At 53.9% G+C, this 19,184-nt stretch carries 15 protein-coding genes; 9 read left to right on the top strand and 6 right to left on the bottom strand.

Annotated elements, in window-relative coordinates; genetic code table 11:
• Nucleotides 1–4: 4 nt before the first annotated feature.
• Nucleotides 5–1,153 carry a lactaldehyde reductase gene (gene fucO, locus ACLJPQ_RS16540; protein WP_000013564.1) on the top strand — a complete coding sequence of 383 codons (1,149 nt, stop codon included), beginning with the start codon at nt 5–7 and terminating at the stop codon, nt 1,151–1,153.
• 91 nt (nt 1,154–1,244) lie between these two features.
• Here the strand turns inward: fucO and xni are convergent, their stop codons facing one another.
• From xni to queF, 5 genes are all read right to left on the bottom strand, one after another.
• Nucleotides 1,245–2,000, bottom strand: a complete 756-nt coding sequence (gene xni, locus ACLJPQ_RS16535) for a flap endonuclease Xni (RefSeq protein ID WP_001519360.1) — start codon at nt 1,998–2,000, stop codon at nt 1,245–1,247.
• A gap of 170 nt (nt 2,001–2,170) precedes the next feature.
• A complete protein-coding gene (gene sdaB, locus ACLJPQ_RS16530; protein ID WP_000626384.1) occupies nt 2,171–3,538 on the bottom strand; it encodes an L-serine ammonia-lyase II in 1,368 nt (455 codons plus the stop codon).
• A 58-nt stretch (nt 3,539–3,596) separates the two neighbouring features.
• Nucleotides 3,597–4,886 carry an HAAAP family serine/threonine permease SdaC gene (sdaC, locus tag ACLJPQ_RS16525; protein ID WP_000450462.1) on the bottom strand — a complete coding sequence of 430 codons (1,290 nt, stop codon included), beginning with the start codon at nt 4,884–4,886 and terminating at the stop codon, nt 3,597–3,599.
• A 564-nt stretch (nt 4,887–5,450) separates the two neighbouring features.
• Nucleotides 5,451–6,815, bottom strand: coding sequence for a nucleotide 5'-monophosphate nucleosidase PpnN (gene ppnN / locus ACLJPQ_RS16520; protein ID WP_000627973.1), 1,365 nt, complete (start codon nt 6,813–6,815; stop codon nt 5,451–5,453).
• Nucleotides 6,816–6,927: 112 nt separating this feature from the next.
• Complete coding sequence (gene queF, locus ACLJPQ_RS16515; protein ID WP_080184771.1) at nt 6,928–7,776, bottom strand: NADPH-dependent 7-cyano-7-deazaguanine reductase QueF; 849 nt, start codon at nt 7,774–7,776, stop codon at nt 6,928–6,930.
• A gap of 68 nt (nt 7,777–7,844) precedes the next feature.
• Here queF and syd point away from each other — a divergent pair, with 68 nt between their 5' ends.
• The 8 genes from syd (at nt 7,845) to ACLJPQ_RS16475 (ending at nt 16,338) form a co-directional block, all read left to right on the top strand.
• A complete protein-coding gene (gene syd / locus ACLJPQ_RS16510) occupies nt 7,845–8,390 on the top strand; it encodes a SecY-interacting protein (RefSeq protein WP_000343990.1) in 546 nt (181 codons plus the stop codon).
• 610 nt (nt 8,391–9,000) lie between these two features.
• Nucleotides 9,001–9,330, top strand: coding sequence for a YqcC family protein (locus ACLJPQ_RS16505; protein WP_000207015.1), 330 nt, complete (start codon nt 9,001–9,003; stop codon nt 9,328–9,330).
• Nucleotides 9,330–10,112 carry a tRNA pseudouridine(65) synthase TruC gene (gene truC / locus ACLJPQ_RS16500; protein ID WP_000890028.1) on the top strand — a complete coding sequence of 261 codons (783 nt, stop codon included), beginning with the start codon at nt 9,330–9,332 and terminating at the stop codon, nt 10,110–10,112. Before ACLJPQ_RS16505 ends, truC begins: the two co-directional genes overlap by 1 nt.
• Before the next feature lie 18 nt (nt 10,113–10,130).
• A complete protein-coding gene (locus tag ACLJPQ_RS16495) occupies nt 10,131–10,580 on the top strand; it encodes a flavodoxin (RefSeq protein ID WP_000807739.1) in 450 nt (149 codons plus the stop codon).
• 481 nt (nt 10,581–11,061) lie between these two features.
• Nucleotides 11,062–12,420 carry a galactarate/glucarate/glycerate transporter GudP gene (gudP, locus tag ACLJPQ_RS16490; RefSeq protein WP_000097015.1) on the top strand — a complete coding sequence of 453 codons (1,359 nt, stop codon included), beginning with the start codon at nt 11,062–11,064 and terminating at the stop codon, nt 12,418–12,420.
• Nucleotides 12,417–13,757 carry an enolase C-terminal domain-like protein gene (locus ACLJPQ_RS16485; RefSeq protein ID WP_000211806.1) on the top strand — a complete coding sequence of 447 codons (1,341 nt, stop codon included), beginning with the start codon at nt 12,417–12,419 and terminating at the stop codon, nt 13,755–13,757. Before gudP ends, ACLJPQ_RS16485 begins: the two co-directional genes overlap by 4 nt.
• Before the next feature lie 20 nt (nt 13,758–13,777).
• The gene (gudD, locus tag ACLJPQ_RS16480; protein ID WP_000107113.1) at nt 13,778–15,118 is read left to right on the top strand and encodes a glucarate dehydratase; all 1,341 of its coding nucleotides are present in this window, start codon (nt 13,778–13,780) and stop codon (nt 15,116–15,118) included.
• A 77-nt stretch (nt 15,119–15,195) separates the two neighbouring features.
• Complete coding sequence (locus tag ACLJPQ_RS16475; protein WP_080184770.1) at nt 15,196–16,338, top strand: glycerate kinase; 1,143 nt, start codon at nt 15,196–15,198, stop codon at nt 16,336–16,338.
• 43 nt (nt 16,339–16,381) lie between these two features.
• Here the strand turns inward: ACLJPQ_RS16475 and barA are convergent, their stop codons facing one another.
• Nucleotides 16,382–19,138 (bottom strand): two-component sensor histidine kinase BarA, encoded by a 2,757-nt coding sequence (gene barA / locus ACLJPQ_RS16470; protein ID WP_000186400.1) that lies wholly within the window; start codon nt 19,136–19,138, stop codon nt 16,382–16,384.
• Nucleotides 19,139–19,184 lie beyond the last annotated feature (46 nt).

Raw genomic sequence — 19,184 nt, 5'->3', positions numbered from 1 at the left:
GGCGATGGCGAACAGAATGATTCTGAATGAAACGGCATGGTTTGGCCGGGGAGCGGTGGACGCATTAACCGATGAGGTGACGCGCCGCGGTTATCATAAAGCGCTGATTGTTACCGATAAAACGCTGGTGCAATGCGGTGTGGTCGATAAAGTGACAAGCAGAATGGATGCCGCAGGGCTGGCGTGGGAGATCTATGCGGGCGTGATCCCTAATCCTACGATTTCCGTTGTCCAGGAAGGGCTTAAGGTCTTTACCCAAAGTGGCGCGGACTATCTCATCGCCATTGGCGGCGGTTCTCCGCAGGATACCTGCAAAGCGATCGGTATTATCAGTAACAATCCGGAATTTGCCGATGTGCGCAGTCTGGAAGGGCTATCGCCGACCCGTAAACCCAGCGTGCCGATTATGGCGATCCCGACAACGGCGGGAACCGCGGCGGAAGTCACTATCAATTATGTGATTACCGATGAGGAGAAACGGCGCAAATTCGTTTGTGTCGATCCACATGATATTCCGCAGGCGGCATTTATCGATGCCGATATGATGGACGGTATGCCGCCCGCGCTGAAAGCGGCAACGGGCGTGGATGCGCTAACCCATGCTATTGAAGGCTATATTACCCGGGCCGCATGGGCGCTGACGGATGCCTTACATATCAAAGCCATTGAGATTATTGCTGGCGCGCTACGCGGCGCCGTAGCCGGAGAAAAAGAGGCTGGTGAGGCGATGGCGCTGGGGCAATACGTTGCCGGGATGGGGTTTTCCAATGTGGGGCTGGGGCTGGTGCATGGGATGGCGCATCCGTTGGGCGCGTTTTACAACACGCCACACGGCGTCGCGAATGCTATTTTGCTTCCGCATGTGATGCGTTTCAATGCTGGGTCTACCAACGAGAAATTTCGTGATATCGCCCGGGCGATGGGGGTGAAGGTAGAAGGATTGAGCCTTGAAGAGGCGCGTAATGCCGCAGTGGAAGCCGTATTTACGCTAAATCGCGATGTGGGAATTCCGCTGCATTTGCGTGATGTCGGCGTTCGAAAAGAGGATATCCCGGCGCTGGCGCAGGCGGCGTTCGATGATGTCTGTACGGGCGGCAATCCGCGTGAAGCGAGTCTGGCGGACATTGTCGAACTGTATCATATCGCCTGGTAATTTTGCCGGATGGCGCTGCGCTTATCCGCTCTACATTTCGTGCAGTTCTGTAGGCCGGATAAGGCGTTCACGCCGCCATCCGGCAACAAAACTACCGCGCCAGCCGTAGCTGCTGTAAGTTTCCGTCGATATGTAAATCGGTTTGCAGACGTGCAATATCGCGGCAAAGAAATGCCATTTCTTTATGCGTCTCAAGCTTTTTGCGCCACTTTTCCGGCACCTCGTCCAGATGGGCGTAAATTCCCTCCAGATTTTGAAACTGAATCAACAGCTGGGTCGCGCTTTTGGGGCCGATACCGGCAACGCCGGGGACTTTCGAACTACTGATTCCTGCCAGACCCCAGTAATCCGGCAACTGCCGGGGAAGTACGCCAAACTCTTTTTCAATAAACGGCGCGTCCAGCCAGCGTTTCTGGAAGTAGTCGCGAATGCGCAATCCCGGAGAGAGCAACTGGCAATAGCCTTTATCGGTTGACACAATGGTTGCCTGGTGTCCGGCTTCGGTAACTTTTAGCGCCAGCGTCGCCGCCAGATCGTCCGCTTCGTTACCGTCTGATGCCCAACAGCGTACGCCGCGCTGTTCAAACGCGGCGCGTAGGGCGGGCATTTCATTATGTAAATCGTCAGGCATCGGCGGACGTCCTGCTTTGTAGTCCGGCAAACGCTGATGACGCCAGCCGCTGCTGCGCGCGTCGTCATCAAATACCGCTACGGCATGGGTTGGCTGGCTGTGGATAATCAATTGATCGAGCGCGTGTTGGCAGGTTTCCACACAGGGCGATCCCTGAACGGCGTGAATACGGCGAATCAAATTGAGCGCGTCGACGATAAGCAGATGAGCAGCCACGGTGTTCTCCCTTACAAACCTGCGCGTAGGGTAACATTCACGGCGGGGGGAGGCGAGCATTGCGAAATAGCGCTATCCGTAGGCCTGATAAGCGAAGCGCCATCAGGAAACAAAAGCCGGATGGCGGCGAGCGCCTTATCCGGCCTACAGATCCTAAAATGTGCTGAGAATTAATCGCAGGTAACGATCTTCATCGCCAGGCCGCCGCGCGAAGTTTCGCGGTACTTAGCGTTCATGTCTTTACCGGTTTCGTACATGGTCTCAATCACTTTATCGAGGCATACGCGCGGTTCGCTGGTACGGCGCAGCGCCATACGCGCGGCGTTGACCGCTTTGACTGAAGCAATCGCGTTACGCTCAATGCAGGGAACCTGTACCTGACCGGCAACCGGATCGCAAGTTAACCCCAGATTATGCTCCATGGCGATTTCTGCGGCGATACACACCTGCGCCGGACTACCGCCCAGCAGCTCGGCCAGACCCGCTGCCGCCATGGAACAGGCCACGCCGACCTCTCCCTGACAACCCACCTCGGCGCCGGAAATAGAGGCGTTCATCTTATACAGCGAGCCAATCGCGCTGGCGACCAACATATAGCGAGCAAGCGAGTTAGCATTTACTTCGCGGATAAACTTGTCATAGTACGCCAGCACCGCCGGAACAATACCACATGCGCCGTTAGTCGGGGCAGTGACTACTCGTCCGCCTGCGGCATTCTCTTCGTTCACCGCCAGCGCGAACATATTGATCCAGTCGACGACCGCCATCGGATCGGTGGTGGTCTTATCCTGACTGACCAGCACCCGACGCAGCGCCGCCGCGCGACGCGGAACGCGCAGTTTGCCCGGCAATACGCCCTCGGTGGTGATACCGCGCTCAATACCGCTGCGCATCACCTCCCAGACCCTGGCGAAGTGCTGCTCCAGCGCTTCTTTACTGTGCAGGGCCAGTTCGTTTTGCATCATCAGACCGGAGAGCGACAGGCCCGTCTCCTGGCAGTGGCGCTGTAAATCCGCGGCGGTTTTGTAAGGGTACGGCACGTTAACAGGTTCGCTATTCGTCAAACCAAAGTGCTCTTCATCGACGATAAAGCCGCCGCCAATGGAGTAGTAGGTTTGGCTGTAGAGCACCTTATCGCCCGCCAGCGCGGTAATACGCATCCCATTTTCATGCAGAGACAGGTTGTCGGCGTGGAAATTCATGCACTTATCGACCGGAAATTCGACTTCATGCTGCCCATTAGCCAGTAGTAAACGCCCATGGGTGTTCACATCCTGGATAAAGGACGGAATGGCGTCGATATCGACGGTGTCCGGCAGATTCCCCGCCAGGCCCATAATAATGGCGATATCAGTGTGGTGGCCTTTACCCGTCAATGACAGAGAGCCGTAGACATCCACCACGACGCGGGTGACATCTGTAAGGATATGGCGGGCAATCAGATCGTCCGTGAACTGCTTGCCTGCTTTCATTGGTCCGACGGTGTGAGAACTGGAAGGGCCAATGCCGATTTTAAAAATATCGAATACGCTAATCATAGGGCATCCATTGCGGTTGTATCATAGAGAAGCGCCGCGGTAAGCGGCGCTAAAGGACTTAGCTGAACAGTGAGTAGAAAATAGCGGAGATGGCAATCAGGCCCATAATCACAACGAATACGTTGCTGATATGACCGCTGTACTTACGCATTGCCGGTACTTTCTGGATGGCATACATCGGCATCAGGAACAGAATCATCGCGATGATCGGGCCGCCCAGGGTTTCAATCATGCCCAGGATGCTGGGGTTCAGCGTCGCCACAATCCAGGTGGTGACCAGCATGAACAGCGCGGTAATTTTATTCAGTTTGTTGATTTCGATGGATTTACCTTTACCACGCAGCGATTTAATCACCATCCCGTTAAAGCCTTCACGCGCGCCCAGGTAGTGGCCGAGGAAGGATTTGGTGATAGCAATCATCGCAATGATCGGCGCCATCCAGGCGATGATCGGCGCGTTAAAGTGGTTCGCCAGGTAAGACAGAATAGAGATGTTCTGCTCTTTTGCCGCTGCCAGATCCGCCGGCGTCAGGCTCAGCACGCAGCTGAAGACGAAGAACATTACGGTCAGCACCATCATGATGTGGGCGAAGGCCAGAATTTTAGAACATTTCTTCTCTGCGCCTTCACCGTACTCTTCACGCTTCGCAACCGCGAAGGAGGAGATGATCGGGGAGTGGTTGAAAGAGAAAACCATCACCGGAATCGCCAGCCACAGCGTCATCCACAGACCGTTACCGGTAGACGCGGCGGAATCAAAGGACAGCGTTTCCAGCGCCGCGCCGTTCCACTGCGGGATCAGGTACAAGGCCAGCAGCATCAGCGCAGCGACGAACGGGAATACCAGGATACTCATCGCCTTAACGATCATTTGCTCGCCGAAGCGCACGATGGTCATCATGCCAACAATCAGGATCAGGGAAAGAATCGCCCGCGGCGGCGGATTAATCGCTAACTGGTGGGTCAGGAAGCTTTCCACGGTATTAGTAATCGCCACGCTGTAAACCAGCAGGATGGGGTAAATCGCGAAGAAGTAGAGCAGGGTAATCAGTTTACCTGCGCCGATACCGAAGTGTTCCTCAACGACTTCAGTGATGTCTTCACCCGGGTTTTTACCGGACAGCACGAAGCGGGTTAAGCCACGGTGTGCGAAAAAGGTCATCGGGAAAGCGAGAATCGCCATGATGATGAGCGGAATCATGCCGCCGACGCCTGCGTTGATTGGCAGGAACAGAACGCCCGCGCCGATAGCCGTGCCGTAAAGGCCCAGCATCCACATGGTATCCGTTTTGCGCCATGCGCTTCGAGAGTCAATCGAAGCAATCGTGCTGGTCTGAGTGGTTTCCATCTATTTCTCCTGGAGGATGCTAAAAATCAGGTTGCTGGTCTAATCCAATGAAAAAAGACCTGATCGTAAAATGAAATCTGCTTAGGGACGCTTTTTATATAATTTTTCGCCGTAATAATTTTCGGGCGGAAAGATACATTTAAGTGATGAATCTATCAGTGATCCCGATCTCAAATGCAATAATCCGCTTCTTACATGGATAAATTTGGACCATTAATCTATTAAAAAAACGTCATAACGAATTTCCGGGCGCGAAGGCTACCATTAACGATATAAGGCCGGAAAGATTGGGGCGCAAGATACGGAGGTTTGACTATAAAAATCAAGGTTTTTAGTGGATTCTTGCGAAGAATAAGAGTTTGAGCCGATAAATCACGGTAAGAGGAGTCAAGTAAACGTTTGCCTGGCAATCTATTTATGATGAATTATAAATGGTGTTTATAAAACAATGCGGGCTATGCCTCTGATGATCATCATAAAAAATGAAGGAATACGTGAATCGCCATACCGCAATGAAAGGAATGGGAGAAGCGCCCGGCTGCTGGCGGCAACCGGGCATAAGCGCTAAGCGCAGATCTCGTAACAGGGGATGTAGGCGGAACCCGGCAATTTCATACGATGCTGCGCGACGAAACCCTGCAGCAGATCGTCCATGCGACGCATCATTTCTCGATCGCCGTGGATTTTATACGGACCATTAGCTTCAATGGCGCGTATCCCGACCTCCTTCACGTTCCCCGCGACAATACCGGAGAAGGCGCGTCGCAGATCCGCCGCCAGAATCTCAACCGGCTGATCCGGGTACAGTTTCAGGTTGGCCATATTCTCATGCGACGGCTCAAACGGCACCTGCAGATCCGGTGCAATACGCATCGACCAGTTAAAACTATAGGCGTCGCCAGTATCGCGGCGATTCTCTTTCACTTGCGGCATCGCTTTCTTCATCAGCCGCGCTACCTCCGCCGCATCGTCAATGATGATGCGGTAATGACGGCGGGCCGCTTCGCCCAGCGTATGGGTAATAAACTCATCCAGCACGCGGAAGTAATCGGCGCTCTCTTTTGGTCCGGTCAGGATCAGCGGCAGCACCTGATTTTTATTGGCTGGATTCATCAGAATTCCCAGCAAATAAAGCAGCTCTTCCGCCGTACCCACGCCGCCCGGGAAGATGATGATACCGTGTGCGATACGGACGAACGCTTCCAGGCGTTTTTCGATATCCGGCATGATGATCAGTTCGTTCACCAGCGGGTTAGGCGGTTCAGCCGCAATAATGGAAGGTTCAGTCATGCCGATAAAGCGGCTGTCTTTATAACGCTGTTGCGCGTGACCGACCGCCGCGCCCTTCATGGGGGCTTCCATCGCCCCAGGGCCGCAGCCGGTGCAAATGTTCAGCTCGCGTAATCCCAACTGCGTGCCGACGCGACGGGCATACAGGTACTCGTTTTCGTTAATTGAGTGGCCGCCCCAGCATACCACCATGTTTGGCGCTTCGCCGACGTGCAGCGCCCGGGCGTTGCGCAAAATGGAGAACACCAGATTGGTGATATGTGTTGAGCTTTCAAGATCCAGATGCTGGAAACGACCGGCATTGTGGATCTGCCCATTCACAAAGAGAATGTCGCGCAGCACCGCGAACAGGTTAGCCTGTAGCGCACGAATAATCCGCCCGTCAACAAAGGCGTCTTCAGGCGGGTTAATCAATTCCAGCTTCACGCCGCGCTCGCGGCGCAGTACGTTAATATCGAAATTTTCAAAGCGGGACAGCAGCTCTTTGCTGTTGTCGGTCAGGCTGCCGGAGTTAAGAACGGCAAGTGAACAGTTACGAAACAGTTGATACAGGTCGCTACTGGCCGTGCGTTTCAGCATGTCCACTTCCAGTTGCGACAACATATCCATTGAGCCAAGCGGGCTAATATGTGTAATCAAGTAAACTCCTTATGGGACGCAACACGCCATTCCCTGTTGATTACAATAGCCCTGGCTGATGACCTTTCACAACCTTACATGCGCAATCCGGCACGCAAAATTGACAAAAAAATTACTGTCGCGCCAGCCTGCCCGTGGCGGGCACGAAATTGGTATTGCTGCGCCAGGGATTAATGTCCAGCCCGCCGCGGCGGGTATAGCGCGCATAAACGCTTAACGTTTCCGGCTGGCAGAAGCGCAGAATGTCATTAAAAATACGCTCTACGCACTGCTCGTGAAATTCATTATGGTGACGGAAGGAGACCAGATAACGCAGCAGTTTTTCCCTGTCGATTTTGCGCCCGCGATACTGAATTTGTATCGAGCCCCAGTCCGGTTGGTGGGTGATCAGGCAGTTGGATTTCAACAGATGACTGACCAGCGTCTCTTCTACTTGCTTCTCGCCGCTGACCGCATGTTGCAGATAGTCGGTAGTAAACTGGTAGTTGTCGATACTGATATCCTGATCGTCAATACAGGTGCCGTGGAAATGGGCGACAGGCTGTCCTTCCAGCTCATCAAGACGATGAAGCCTCACGCTAACGTTGCCCTGCGCGCAGGCGCGCAGATCGCGCTCCAGCGTCTGGCGCACCGTCTCCCAGGTGTCAAAGCGCGTCTGGTTAAAGCTGTTCAGATACAGTTTAAAGCTTTTGGATTCGATTAAATTAACGCTGGTGTAATCCAGTTCGACATGCCCGACGGCGACCTGCGGAAGACCACGGCTGTTAAGCCAGGAAAGTTCATACAACGTCCAGATATCCGCGCCGTGGAACGGCAAATTATCGGCTGTTAATCCGAGCGGGTCGCGATTCAAACTGCGCGGTACGCCCTGCAGCAGGCTGGCGTCATAATTGTCCCGGTAATCCGTTGATTTTCCGAGAGTCAGGCCATCGAGAGCCTGATGGTTTTCATAAGAAGACATGTTTCACCGTCATAAACCAGATACACTATGCGCCAAGTGTATCCTGGCTTTTATGAAGAGAGAAACTGGTGGACGAACTGACAGCGCAGGCATTGAAAGCCTTTACGACGCGTTACTGCGACGCGTGGCAAGAAAAACACGGTAGCTGGCCGTTGAGCGAAGAACTGTATGGCGTACCTTCTCCGTGCATTATTTCTTCAACCCGCGATGCCGTTTACTGGCAGCCGCAGCCTTTTGAAGGCGAAGAAAATGTAAACGCGGTTGAACGCGCCTTTGATATTATGGTACAACCTGCGCTCCACGCGTTTTACACCACGCAGTTTGCTGGCGACATGCCCGCGCAGTTTGCGGATGAAAAGCTTACGCTACTGCAAACCTGGAGTCAGGATGACTTTCGGCGCGTGCAGGAAAATCTGATAGGCCACCTGGTCACGCAAAAGCGGCTCAAGCTTCCTCCCACGCTTTTTATTGCGACGCAGGAAAATGAGCTTGAGGTTATTTCGGTCTGTAATCTGTCCGGCGAGGTGATTAAAGAAACGCTGGGCACCCGCAATCGTACCGTTCTTGCCGCAACGCTTGCGGAATTCCTTACGCAACTTAATCCTCTTCTGTAATCGTTTGCCCTAACGGGTGTGAGAGATCTCTTACAAAGTCTGTAGGAGATCGCCAGGATATCAGCGGATACTGAGCCCCGTTTTCTTATGTAAGTCTATATAAAACAACTAATTAAAATGTTTTTGCGCACTTTCATATGAAAATTTACTTAAGGTATTGTCTGTAAGCGTCTTGTAAGACAAGGTGAAACAGGCGATTCTATCTTCGTCGACAGGGAGTCGTACAACGAAGCGAACGTCAGGATGATGACGCTTCAGCAGGACACGCCAGGATGGTGTTACAAGGAAAGGCTTCAGGATGAAGCAAAGTGGAAAGCGCAGGATGCGTTAAAGGACACCTCCAGGACGGAGAACGAGAGCCGATCAGGATGTTCGGCGGGTCTGGATGACCAGGGACGCTTCAGGATGAAGCTATCACATCGGGCGATGTGCGCAGGATGCAAACGTTCAGGATGAACAGGCCGTAAGGTCACAGGAAAAGTTGTCACGGATGAGCAGGGAGCACGAAAAGTAGCTGGAATGCTGCGAAACGAACCGGGAGCACTGTTTATACAGTGCTCCCTTTTTTTTGTTATTCTTCGCGCCAGATTTTCATCATTGAGGTTTTAACATGACGACTCATGACCGTGTGCGTCAGCAGTTACATGCGCTTGAAACGCTGCTGCGCGAGCATCGCCACTGGCGGCAGGATGCGCCGCAGGCGCACCTGTTTACCAGCACCCAACCATTTTTTATGGATACCATGGAACCGCTGGAATGGCTGCAATGGGTATTGATCCCACGTATGCATACCCTACTTGATAATGCGCAGCCGCTGCCCGAGGCGTTTGCCGTCGCCCCTTATTATGAAATGGCGCTGGCGGCGGATCATCCGCAGCGGGAGGCGATCCTGGCGGTTTTGCAGGATCTGGATGCGCTATTCGTCCGCGATAAATCCTGATGCTGGAGATCCTCTATCAAGACCCGTGGCTGGTTGCCGTGAATAAACCCGCAGGCTGGCTTGTTCACCGGAGCTGGCTGGATCGCGACGAAAAAGTCGTGGTCATGCAAACGGTGCGCGACCAAATCGGCCAGCATGTTTTTACCGCCCACCGTCTCGACAGACCCACGTCGGGCGTACTGTTAATGGGGCTGTCCAGCGAAGCGGGACGCCGTCTGGCGCAGCAGTTCGAGCAGCACCACATCCGTAAACGCTACCATGCCATTGTGCGCGGCTGGCTGATGGATGACGCGGTACTGGATTATCCGCTGGTGGAAGAGCGCGATAAAATTGCCGATAAATTCGCCCGCGAAGATAAAGCGCCCCAGCCGGCTGTAACGCAGTATCGCGGGCTGGCGACGGTCGAAATGGCGGTGCCGACCGGACGTTATCCCACCACGCGTTATGGTCTGGTTGAGCTGGAACCAAAAACGGGACGCAAGCACCAGCTTCGTCGTCATCTGGCGCATCTGCGTCATCCTATCATCGGCGACAGCAAGCATGGCGATTTGCGACAAAACCGCAGCGCCGCAGAGCATTTTGCCTGTCGTCGCCTGATGCTTCATGCCAGTCGGCTTGAACTGACGCACCCCTTTACCGGACAGCCGTTGATAATTCAGGCCGGGTTGGATGAAACCTGGATGCAGGCGCTGACACAGTTTGGCTGGCGTGGACTTCTCCCTGACAATGAAAGGGTTGAGTTTACGGCGGCGTCCCGGCAGGATGAGACTCATCAGGCATAATTCAGGGAGATACGCATAATGGCAGAAATTGGTATTTTTGTCGGGACCATGTATGGCAACTCACTGCTGGTGGCGGAAGAAGCGGAAGCGATCCTCGCCAGACAGGGCCACAGCGCGACCGTGTTTGAAGATCCTGAACTGTCCGACTGGCAGCAATATCAGGATAAGGTTGCGCTGGTCGTTACCTCGACAACCGGGCAGGGCGATCTACCGGATAGCATTGCGCCGCTCTTTCACGGCATTAAAGATACAGTCGGTTTTCAACCAAACCTGCGTTACGGGGTGATTGCGCTAGGTGATAGCAGCTACCCCAATTTCTGTAATGGCGGCAAACAGTTTGATGCCCTGTTGCAAGAGCAAAGCGCGCAGCGGGTGGGGGAGATGTTATTCATTGACGCCAGCGAACATCCGGAGCCGGAGAGCCAGTCCAATCCCTGGGTTGAAAACTGGGGAACTTTACTTTCCTGAGGTAAATCCCTCCCCCCTACGGGAGGGTACCTTTTCGTTTGCTTGCGTTGCCAGTAAGCAAAATCACGACCTGTATACAGTGTAAAGTAACTGAATCGTGTTAGCTTTGGGCATATGCCCGCAAAAGCGGCAGTTTTTTACGGGCGTTTTCATGTAATCAAGCGACCTGTTTCACATTCTTCTCTTTTTATTCCTCCTGCGTCGACGCCTGGCGCCTTCTGATTTCATTTCCGTGAAGTGGCTTCCACTGTCCTGGGCTTTTGCCATAAACAGGCGTAATTCATCGCCAAAATACTGTGTTGTTGCACGGTGAGTGTGTGTGGCGCGCTTTTTATACTTCTCCTGCCAGTGAATAAAAGCATGCAGCGTGCAAAGCAAACGACCTAATAAAAGCTGCAACAAGGAAACGTTATCTCTGATTCCCTACCGGTTGTGCAGTTCAGAGTGAGCGTAGCTAACGCGAAATTTCAGGAGTGCAACAATGAGTTCATTAAGTCACGCGGCGAGCAGTGCGGAGAAACGCACGAACGCCCGCTACTGGATAGTGGTGATGCTGTTTATCGTCACATCCTTCAACTACGGCGACCGCGCCACATTGTCCATTGCCGGCTCAGAAATGGCCAAAGATATCGGCCTTGATCCGGTAGGTATGGGCTATGTTTTTTCTGCTTTTTCATGGGCCTATGTTATCGGGCAGATCCCGGGCGGCTGGCTGCTGGACCGCTTTGGTTCCAAACGCGTCTATTTCTGGTCTATTTTCATTTGGTCAGTCTTCACCCTGTTGCAGGGTTTTGTCGATATCTTTAGTGGTTTCGGCATTATTGTCGCCCTCTTTACGCTTCGTTTCCTGGTTGGTCTGGCGGAATCGCCTTCTTTCCCGGGCAACAGTCGCATTGTTGCAGCCTGGTTCCCGGCGCAGGAGAGGGGAACGGCGGTGGCCATCTTTAACTCCGCGCAATACTTTGCCACGGTTATTTTCGCGCCGATTATGGGCTGGCTGACGCACGAAGTGGGCTGGTCGCATGTCTTCTTCTTTATGGGCGGGTTAGGGATCATCATCAGCTTTATCTGGTTGAAAGTTATCCATGAACCAAATAACCATCCGGGCGTAAATAAGAAAGAGTTGGAGTACATCGCAGAAGGCGGCGCGCTGATCAATATGGATCAGAAAGACACCAAAGCGAAAGTACCGTTTAGCGTCAAATGGGGCCAGATCAAACAGCTGCTGGGCTCTCGTATGATGATTGGCGTTTACATCGGTCAGTACTGTATTAACGCATTGACCTATTTCTTTATTACCTGGTTCCCGGTCTATTTGGTCCAGGCGCGCGGCATGTCGATTCTCAAAGCGGGCTTTGTCGCCTCGGTTCCTGCGGTCTGCGGCTTTATTGGCGGCGTGTTGGGCGGCATCATTTCCGACTGGCTGATGCGTCGTACTGGCTCCCTGAATATCGCGCGCAAGACGCCGATTGTGCTGGGGATGTTGCTGTCAATGGTTATGGTGTTCTGTAACTATGTGAACGTGGAATGGATGATCATCGGCTTTATGGCGTTGGCCTTCTTCGGTAAAGGTATCGGCGCGTTGGGCTGGGCAGTAATGGCGGATACCGCGCCGAAAGAGATCAGCGGTCTTTCCGGCGGCTTGTTTAATATGTTCGGCAATATTTCCGGTATTGTGACGCCAATCGCGATTGGTTACATCGTTGGCACCACCGGTTCCTTCAACGGCGCGTTGATCTATGTCGGCGTACATGCCCTGGTGGCCATCATCAGCTATCTGGTGCTGGTAGGCGATATTAAGCGTATTGAACTGAAACCTGTCGCAGGACAATTATCATGACAACGCAATCCAGTCCCGTTATTACGGACATGAAGGTCATTCCGGTTGCCGGACATGACAGTATGCTACTCAACATCGGCGGCGCGCATAACGCGTACTTCACCCGTAATATCGTCGTCCTCACCGATAACGCCGGGCATACTGGCGTCGGCGAGGCGCCGGGCGGAGAAGTGATTTATCAGACGCTGGTCGATGCTATTCCGATGGTATTAGGCCAGGAAGTCGCCCGCCTGAACAAAGTGGTGCAGCAGGTGCATAAAGGCAACCAGGCTGCTGATTTTGACACCTTTGGTAAAGGCGCATGGACGTTTGAACTGCGGGTTAACGCGGTGGCAGCTTTGGAAGCGGCGCTGCTTGATCTACTGGGGCAGGCGCTTAATGTGCCGGTCTGTGAACTATTAGGACCCGGTAAACAGCGCGATGCCGTCACCGTGTTAGGCTATCTCTTCTATATTGGCGATCGTACTAAAACCGATCTGCCGTATCTGGAAAGCACGCCGGGCAGTCACGAATGGTATCGCCTGCGTCATCAGGAAGCGCTGAACAGCGACGCGGTCGTGCGGCTGGCGGAAGCGTCTCAGGATCGCTACGGCTTTAAAGATTTTAAACTCAAGGGCGGCGTGCTGCCGGGCGAACAAGAGATTGATACCGTTCGCGCGCTAAAAAAACGCTTCCCGGACGCGCGTATTACCGTGGATCCGAACGGCGCCTGGCTACTGGATGAAGCCATTGCGTTGTGCAAAGGGCTGAATGATGTACTGACCTACGCGGAAGATCCGTGCGGCGCGGAGCAAGGATTCTCTGGTCGTGAAGTCATGGCGGAGTTCCGCCGCGCGACCGGTCTGCCGGTGGCGACCAATATGATTGCCACCAACTGGCGTGAAATGGGACACGCGGTGATGCTCAACGCGGTAGACATTCCTCTTGCCGACCCGCATTTCTGGACCCTCACCGGCGCCGTTCGCGTGGCGCAACTGTGCGATGACTGGGGGCTAACCTGGGGCTGCCATTCGAATAACCATTTTGATATTTCACTGGCGATGTTTACCCATGTCGGCGCGGCGGCGCCAGGCAAACCCACCGCTATTGATACGCACTGGATCTGGCAGGAGGGCGATTGCCGCCTGACTAAAAATCCGCTGGAAATTAAAAACGGCAAAATTGCCGTTCCGGATGCGCCAGGACTGGGCGTGGAGCTTGACTGGGAACAGGTGCGAAAAGCGCATGACGCGTATAAAAAGCTGCCAGGCGGCGCGCGTAATGATGCAGGCCCGATGCAATACCTGATCCCCGGCTGGACTTTTGACCGCAAACGCCCTGTTTTTGGTCGTCACTAATTCTGAATAAGGACACAGTTATGAGTACTCAATTTACGACGCCTGTAGTGACTGAAATGCAGGTTATCCCGGTTGCGGGTCATGACAGTATGCTGATGAACCTGAGCGGCGCGCACGCCCCGTTCTTCACGCGCAACATCGTCATTATTAAAGATAACTCCGGCCATACCGGGGTCGGCGAGATTCCGGGCGGCGAAAAAATTCGCAAAACGCTGGAAGATGCGATCCCACTGGTGGTTGGAAAAACGCTGGGTGAATATAAAAATGTCCTGACCGCCGTTCGCAACCAGTTTGCCGATCGCGATGCGGGCGGACGCGGTTTACAAACGTTCGATCTCCGTACCACTATCCATGTGGTGACTGGTATTGAAGCGGCAATGCTTGACCTTTTGGGCCAACACCTGGGCGTCAACGTCGCTTCGCTGTTAGGCGACGGTCAGCAGCGCAGCGAAGTCGAAATGCTGGGTTATCTGTTCTTTGTCGGCAATCGCAAGGCCACGCCGCTGCCGTATCAGAGCCAGCCGGATGAGCAATGCGACTGGTATCGTCTGCGCCATGAAGAGGCGATGACGCCGGAAACGGTAGTGCGTCTGGCGGAAGCCGCCTATGAAAAATACGGCTTCAACGACTTCAAACTGAAAGGCGGCGTGCTGGCGGGCGAAGAAGAGGCCGAGTCAATCGTGGCGCTGGCGAAACGTTTCCCACAAGCGCGCGTCACGCTCGATCCAAACGGTGCCTGGTCGCTGAACGAAGCGATCAGCATTGGTAAATACCTGAAAGGTTCTCTGGCCTATGCAGAAGATCCGTGCGGCGCGGAGCAGGGTTTTTCCGGACGTGAAGTGATGGCGGAATTCCGTCGCGCGACCGGATTACCGACGGCCACCAATATGATAGCGACCGACTGGCGTCAAATGGGGCATACGCTGTCGCTGCAATCTGTAGATATCCCGCTGGCTGACCCGCACTTCTGGACTATGCAGGGCTCTGTACGCGTGGCGCAAATGTGTCATGAGTTCGGTCTGACCTGGGGCTCGCACTCTAACAACCACTTTGATATTTCGTTGGCGATGTTTACCCATGTTGCCGCGGCGGCGCCGGGCAAGATCACCGCGATCGACACCCACTGGATCTGGCAGGAAGGCAACCAACGTCTGACTAAAGAACCGTTTGAAATTAAAGGCGGCATGGTGCAAGTACCGACCAAACCGGGTCTGGGCGTTGAGCTCGATATGGATCAGGTGATGAAAGCGCATGAGCTCTATCAAAAACATGGCTTAGGCGCGCGTGACGACGCGATGGGAATGCAGTACTTAATTCCTGGCTGGACGTTTGATAATAAGCGTCCTTGCATGGTGCGTTAAGTCAGAGCCGGTTCCGTAAGGAACCGGTTCTTCTCTGGGTGTATGCTTAACAGGATCAACATGCGTAAGGACGACTTATGAAAATAGTGATCGCACCAGACTCGTATAAGGAAAGTTTGAGTGCTCTTGAGGTAGCGACCGCCATTGAACAAGGATTTCGCGAGATCTGGCCTGACGCCGATTACCTGAAATTGCCGCTGGCTGATGGCGGAGAAGGTACTGTCGAAGCGATGGTTGAAGCGACGGCGGGTCGAATCGTGCATGTTGAGGTCACCGGGCCGTTGGGACATCGCGTCAATGCGTTTTATGGGCTTTCCGGCGATGCGCGTTCCGCGTTCATTGAAATGGCGGCCGCCAGCGGGCTGGAGCAGGTGCCGCCCGCGCAACGCGATCCGTTGAAGACCACGTCATGGGGAACCGGCGAGCTGATCCGTCATGCGCTGGATGCGGGCGTTGAGCATATCATTATTGGTATCGGCGGTAGCGCCACCAACGATGGCGGCGCGGGGATGGTACAGGCGCTGGGGGCCAGGCTACGGGATGCGCAGGGCAATGATATTGCGCAAGGCGGCATTGGGCTGGAAACACTCGCCAGCATTGATGTCAGCGGCCTGGATAAGCGTTTGTCGGCGTGCCATATAGAGGTCGCCTGCGATGTCACGAATCCCCTTACCGGCAAAGAGGGCGCGTCTGCGGTTTTTGGTCCGCAAAAAGGGGCGACGCCGGAAATGATTGAACGCCTGGATACGGCATTGACTCGCTATGCGCATTTGATTGCTCGCGATCTGCATGTCGATGTGTTGGATCTGGCAGGCGGCGGAGCGGCAGGCGGCATGGGGGCGGCGTTATACGCGTTTTGCGGCGCGCAGCTACGGCGTGGTATTGAGATTGTCACCGATGCGCTTCATCTGGAAGCGTGTCTTGCGGATGCTGATTTAGTCATCACCGGCGAGGGACGCATCGACAGCCAGACCATTCACGGTAAAGTCCCTATTGGCGTGGCAAACATCGCCAAACGGTATAACAAGCCGGTAATTGGTATTGCGGGTAGCCTGACGGCGGACGTTGGCGTGGTTCATGAACATGGGCTTGATGCCGTTTTCAGCGTGATTTATACCATCTGCACGCTGGAGGACGCGCTGAAGAATGCGAGTGAAAACGTACGAATGACCGCGCGCAACGTGGCTGCAACGCTGAAAGCGGGGCAACAGTTACGCTGAGTTGTAGGCCGGATAAGGCGGTCACGCCGCCATCCGGCGAATATCAGCCTAATATCTTCTTCGCTTCACGCGCGACATTATCCATCTCATCCAGCAGCTCCAGAAACTCAGGCTCCAGCTCCTCTTCGTGGACGCCGCTGCGAAGCTGTTGCTCAATAAGCTGGCAAAGGTTCTTCATCCGCGGTACGCCGCTATAGCCGCAGCTCCCGTGTAGCTTATGGACCAGATCGACCAGACCGTTGGGATTTTCTCCCACCAGTTGTTCTTCAATTTTGTTGCGCACTTCCGGCAGGAAATCAATCAGCATTTGCAGCATATCCCGCGCCAGATCGGGCTTACCGGCAGCCTGGCGGAGCGCAAGCTGCCAGTCGAGCGTCGCATTTGGATTGAAGATAAACTCAGCCGGTTCCGGCGCCATCAGGCGCGCTGCTACGTTGGCGCCAGGTTTATAGCGCAGCAACAGATTATGCAACTTCTCTTCTTCTATCGGTTTAGCCAGATAGTCGTTCATGCCCGCGCTGAGCAACTTCTCTTTTTGCCCGGCCATCGCATGTGCCGTAACGGCAATAACCGGTGTTTGCTGCTGATGAGGAAGCTGGTGAATCAATTCGCAGGCGCGTATGCCGTCCATATCCGGCATCTGAATATCCATCAAAATCAGATCAAACTGCATTTGTTTCGCCCGATCCACCGCCTGATGTCCGCTATCACAAAGCTCTACGTGCTGGACTTTATCTTCCAGTAACGCGCCGATAAGTTTCAGATTGGCGGGATTATCATCAACCGCCATAACCGTCATGGTGATTTTACTGGTATCCATTAGCAGCGGTTCAGGATGGTGATTCAACTGGCAATATTCCGTCAGCGCTGGCAACAGGCGCGTTGACGTCAATGGTTTTAACAGACAGGCCGCCGCGCCTCCTTGTTTCAGCTTTTCGGCGTTAATTTGCGCATGGCAAGGTAGCGCCAGCAGTAGAAAGTCCGTCATTGATGCCGCTTTCGCCAGACGTTCATGCTGCATGGTGAGCGGCTCACGGAAGGTCACCGGAACGCTCAAAATCATAATATCGTAGTGCGCTAACGGCAGCGCGGAGAAGGTCGGGCTGTAAACCACTTCCACCGGCGTGTCGCTCAGTAGATCCAGGGTACATTGCGCGGCGGTAGCATTCGGTTCGACATAAGCCAGCCGTTTCCCGGCCAGACACGCGGTCGACGGCCCGTCAATAATGACATTTGGGTTAAGATCAAGATTAATATGAAACCAGAAGGTCGAGCCGCGATTAGGCTGGCTGTGGAAAGAGATATCCCCGCCCATTTCGTTGACCAGCTTTTGCGTAATCACCAGCCCAAGCCCGGTGCCGCCGTGACGGCGAGAAATACTGGCATCGGCCTGGCGAAACGCCTGAAACAGTCGCGACTGGTCGCGTTCCGGAATGCCGATCCCCGTATCGCGGATCTGCACTTCAATCTGTACTTTGGTGTTACTGAGCGCCCGCTTTTCTACCAGAATGTCGATATTGCCACTCTCGGTGAACTTAATGGCATTACCCACCAGATTAGTAATGACCTGTTGCAGGCGCAGCGGGTCGCCAATCACATTATCCGGGACGTCGTTTTTAATATTTAACGTCAACTCCAGCCCTTTATCATGCGACGAGTGGGCCAGCAGCGTAACCACTTCATCCAGCGTGTTGCGCAGTGGAAAAGGGATACTTTCCAGAATGAGCTTACCGGCTTCCAGCTTGGAGAAATCAAGCACGTCATTAATGATCGCCAGCAGATTATTCGCGGAACGCTCAATGGTGTTCAGATGGTCGCGCTGGGTGGGGTTCAGCTCCGTTTTTAATGTCAGGCGGGTAAAGCCAATGACGCCGTTCAGCGGCGTTCGCAGTTCGTGCGACATGTTCGCCAGGAACTCCGACTTAATACGCGCCGCTTCCTGGGCGCGCTTTTTCGCCAGATCCAGCTCAACGTTTTGGATTTCCATCTGCTCAAGGGTTTCACGCAGGTCCGAGGTGGCCTGATCGATATTATGCTGCATCTCTTCGTGATAGGCGGCAAGCGACATCGCCATGGAATTAATGCCGTTTTTCAGCATGTCCAGCTCGCCCAGCATAAATCCTTCCACCCGGCTATCCAGTTGTCCGCGGCGAATGCGGTCAACGGTATTCACCATATTACGGATAGGCCCGGTGACATCGCGCATAAGCCGCCAGCCAAAGATCAGCGCAATGCCAATACAAAAAAGCATCATCACGCTGGAGATAAAAATCTCTTTGTATTGCTGTAGCCTTACCGACTTGAGATCCAGTTCAAGCGCCACATATCCCAGCATATTTTTGGTATTTTTCGCGTCGGCAATCGCTGACTCGTCCGGCGAATAGCTCTCCGAGATAATCGGGGTGCGCAGAATCATAATATCGCCGTGGCGATCGACACTCAGACGACGTGGAAACGGCGCTCCGGCGGGAAGCTGCATCTGTGAGGGGTCCAGATGGAAATTAGACGTTACAAACAGGCGGTTATGATCGTCATAAACGGAAATCGCCCGCACAATATCAGAGTGTCTGCGGTGCAGGACGCTGATAAGTTGGCCGATAGACTCCCGGTTTTGTAAGTTCATACCATATTCGCTGGAGACGGCGAGCGGTTCAATAATACTGGCGCCGGCATCTTCCAGTTGACGCTGCAGGTCGTTATAGCGGTGCACTACAAAAAAGATACTGAGCAGCAAACCTATCAGGACGGTCGGGGCCAGGATCAGAATCATCATGCGTGCGCGCAGGCTGTAGTTGGTCATGGAGTTCCGTTATGGGACAATTAGGGTCACACTGTTAAATTGAGAA

The organism is Salmonella sp. SAL04213 (assembly GCF_046550535.1).
Taxonomy (GTDB): domain Bacteria; phylum Pseudomonadota; class Gammaproteobacteria; order Enterobacterales; family Enterobacteriaceae; genus Salmonella; species Salmonella enterica.
This window is presented reverse-complemented; position numbering and strand designations above follow the sequence as displayed.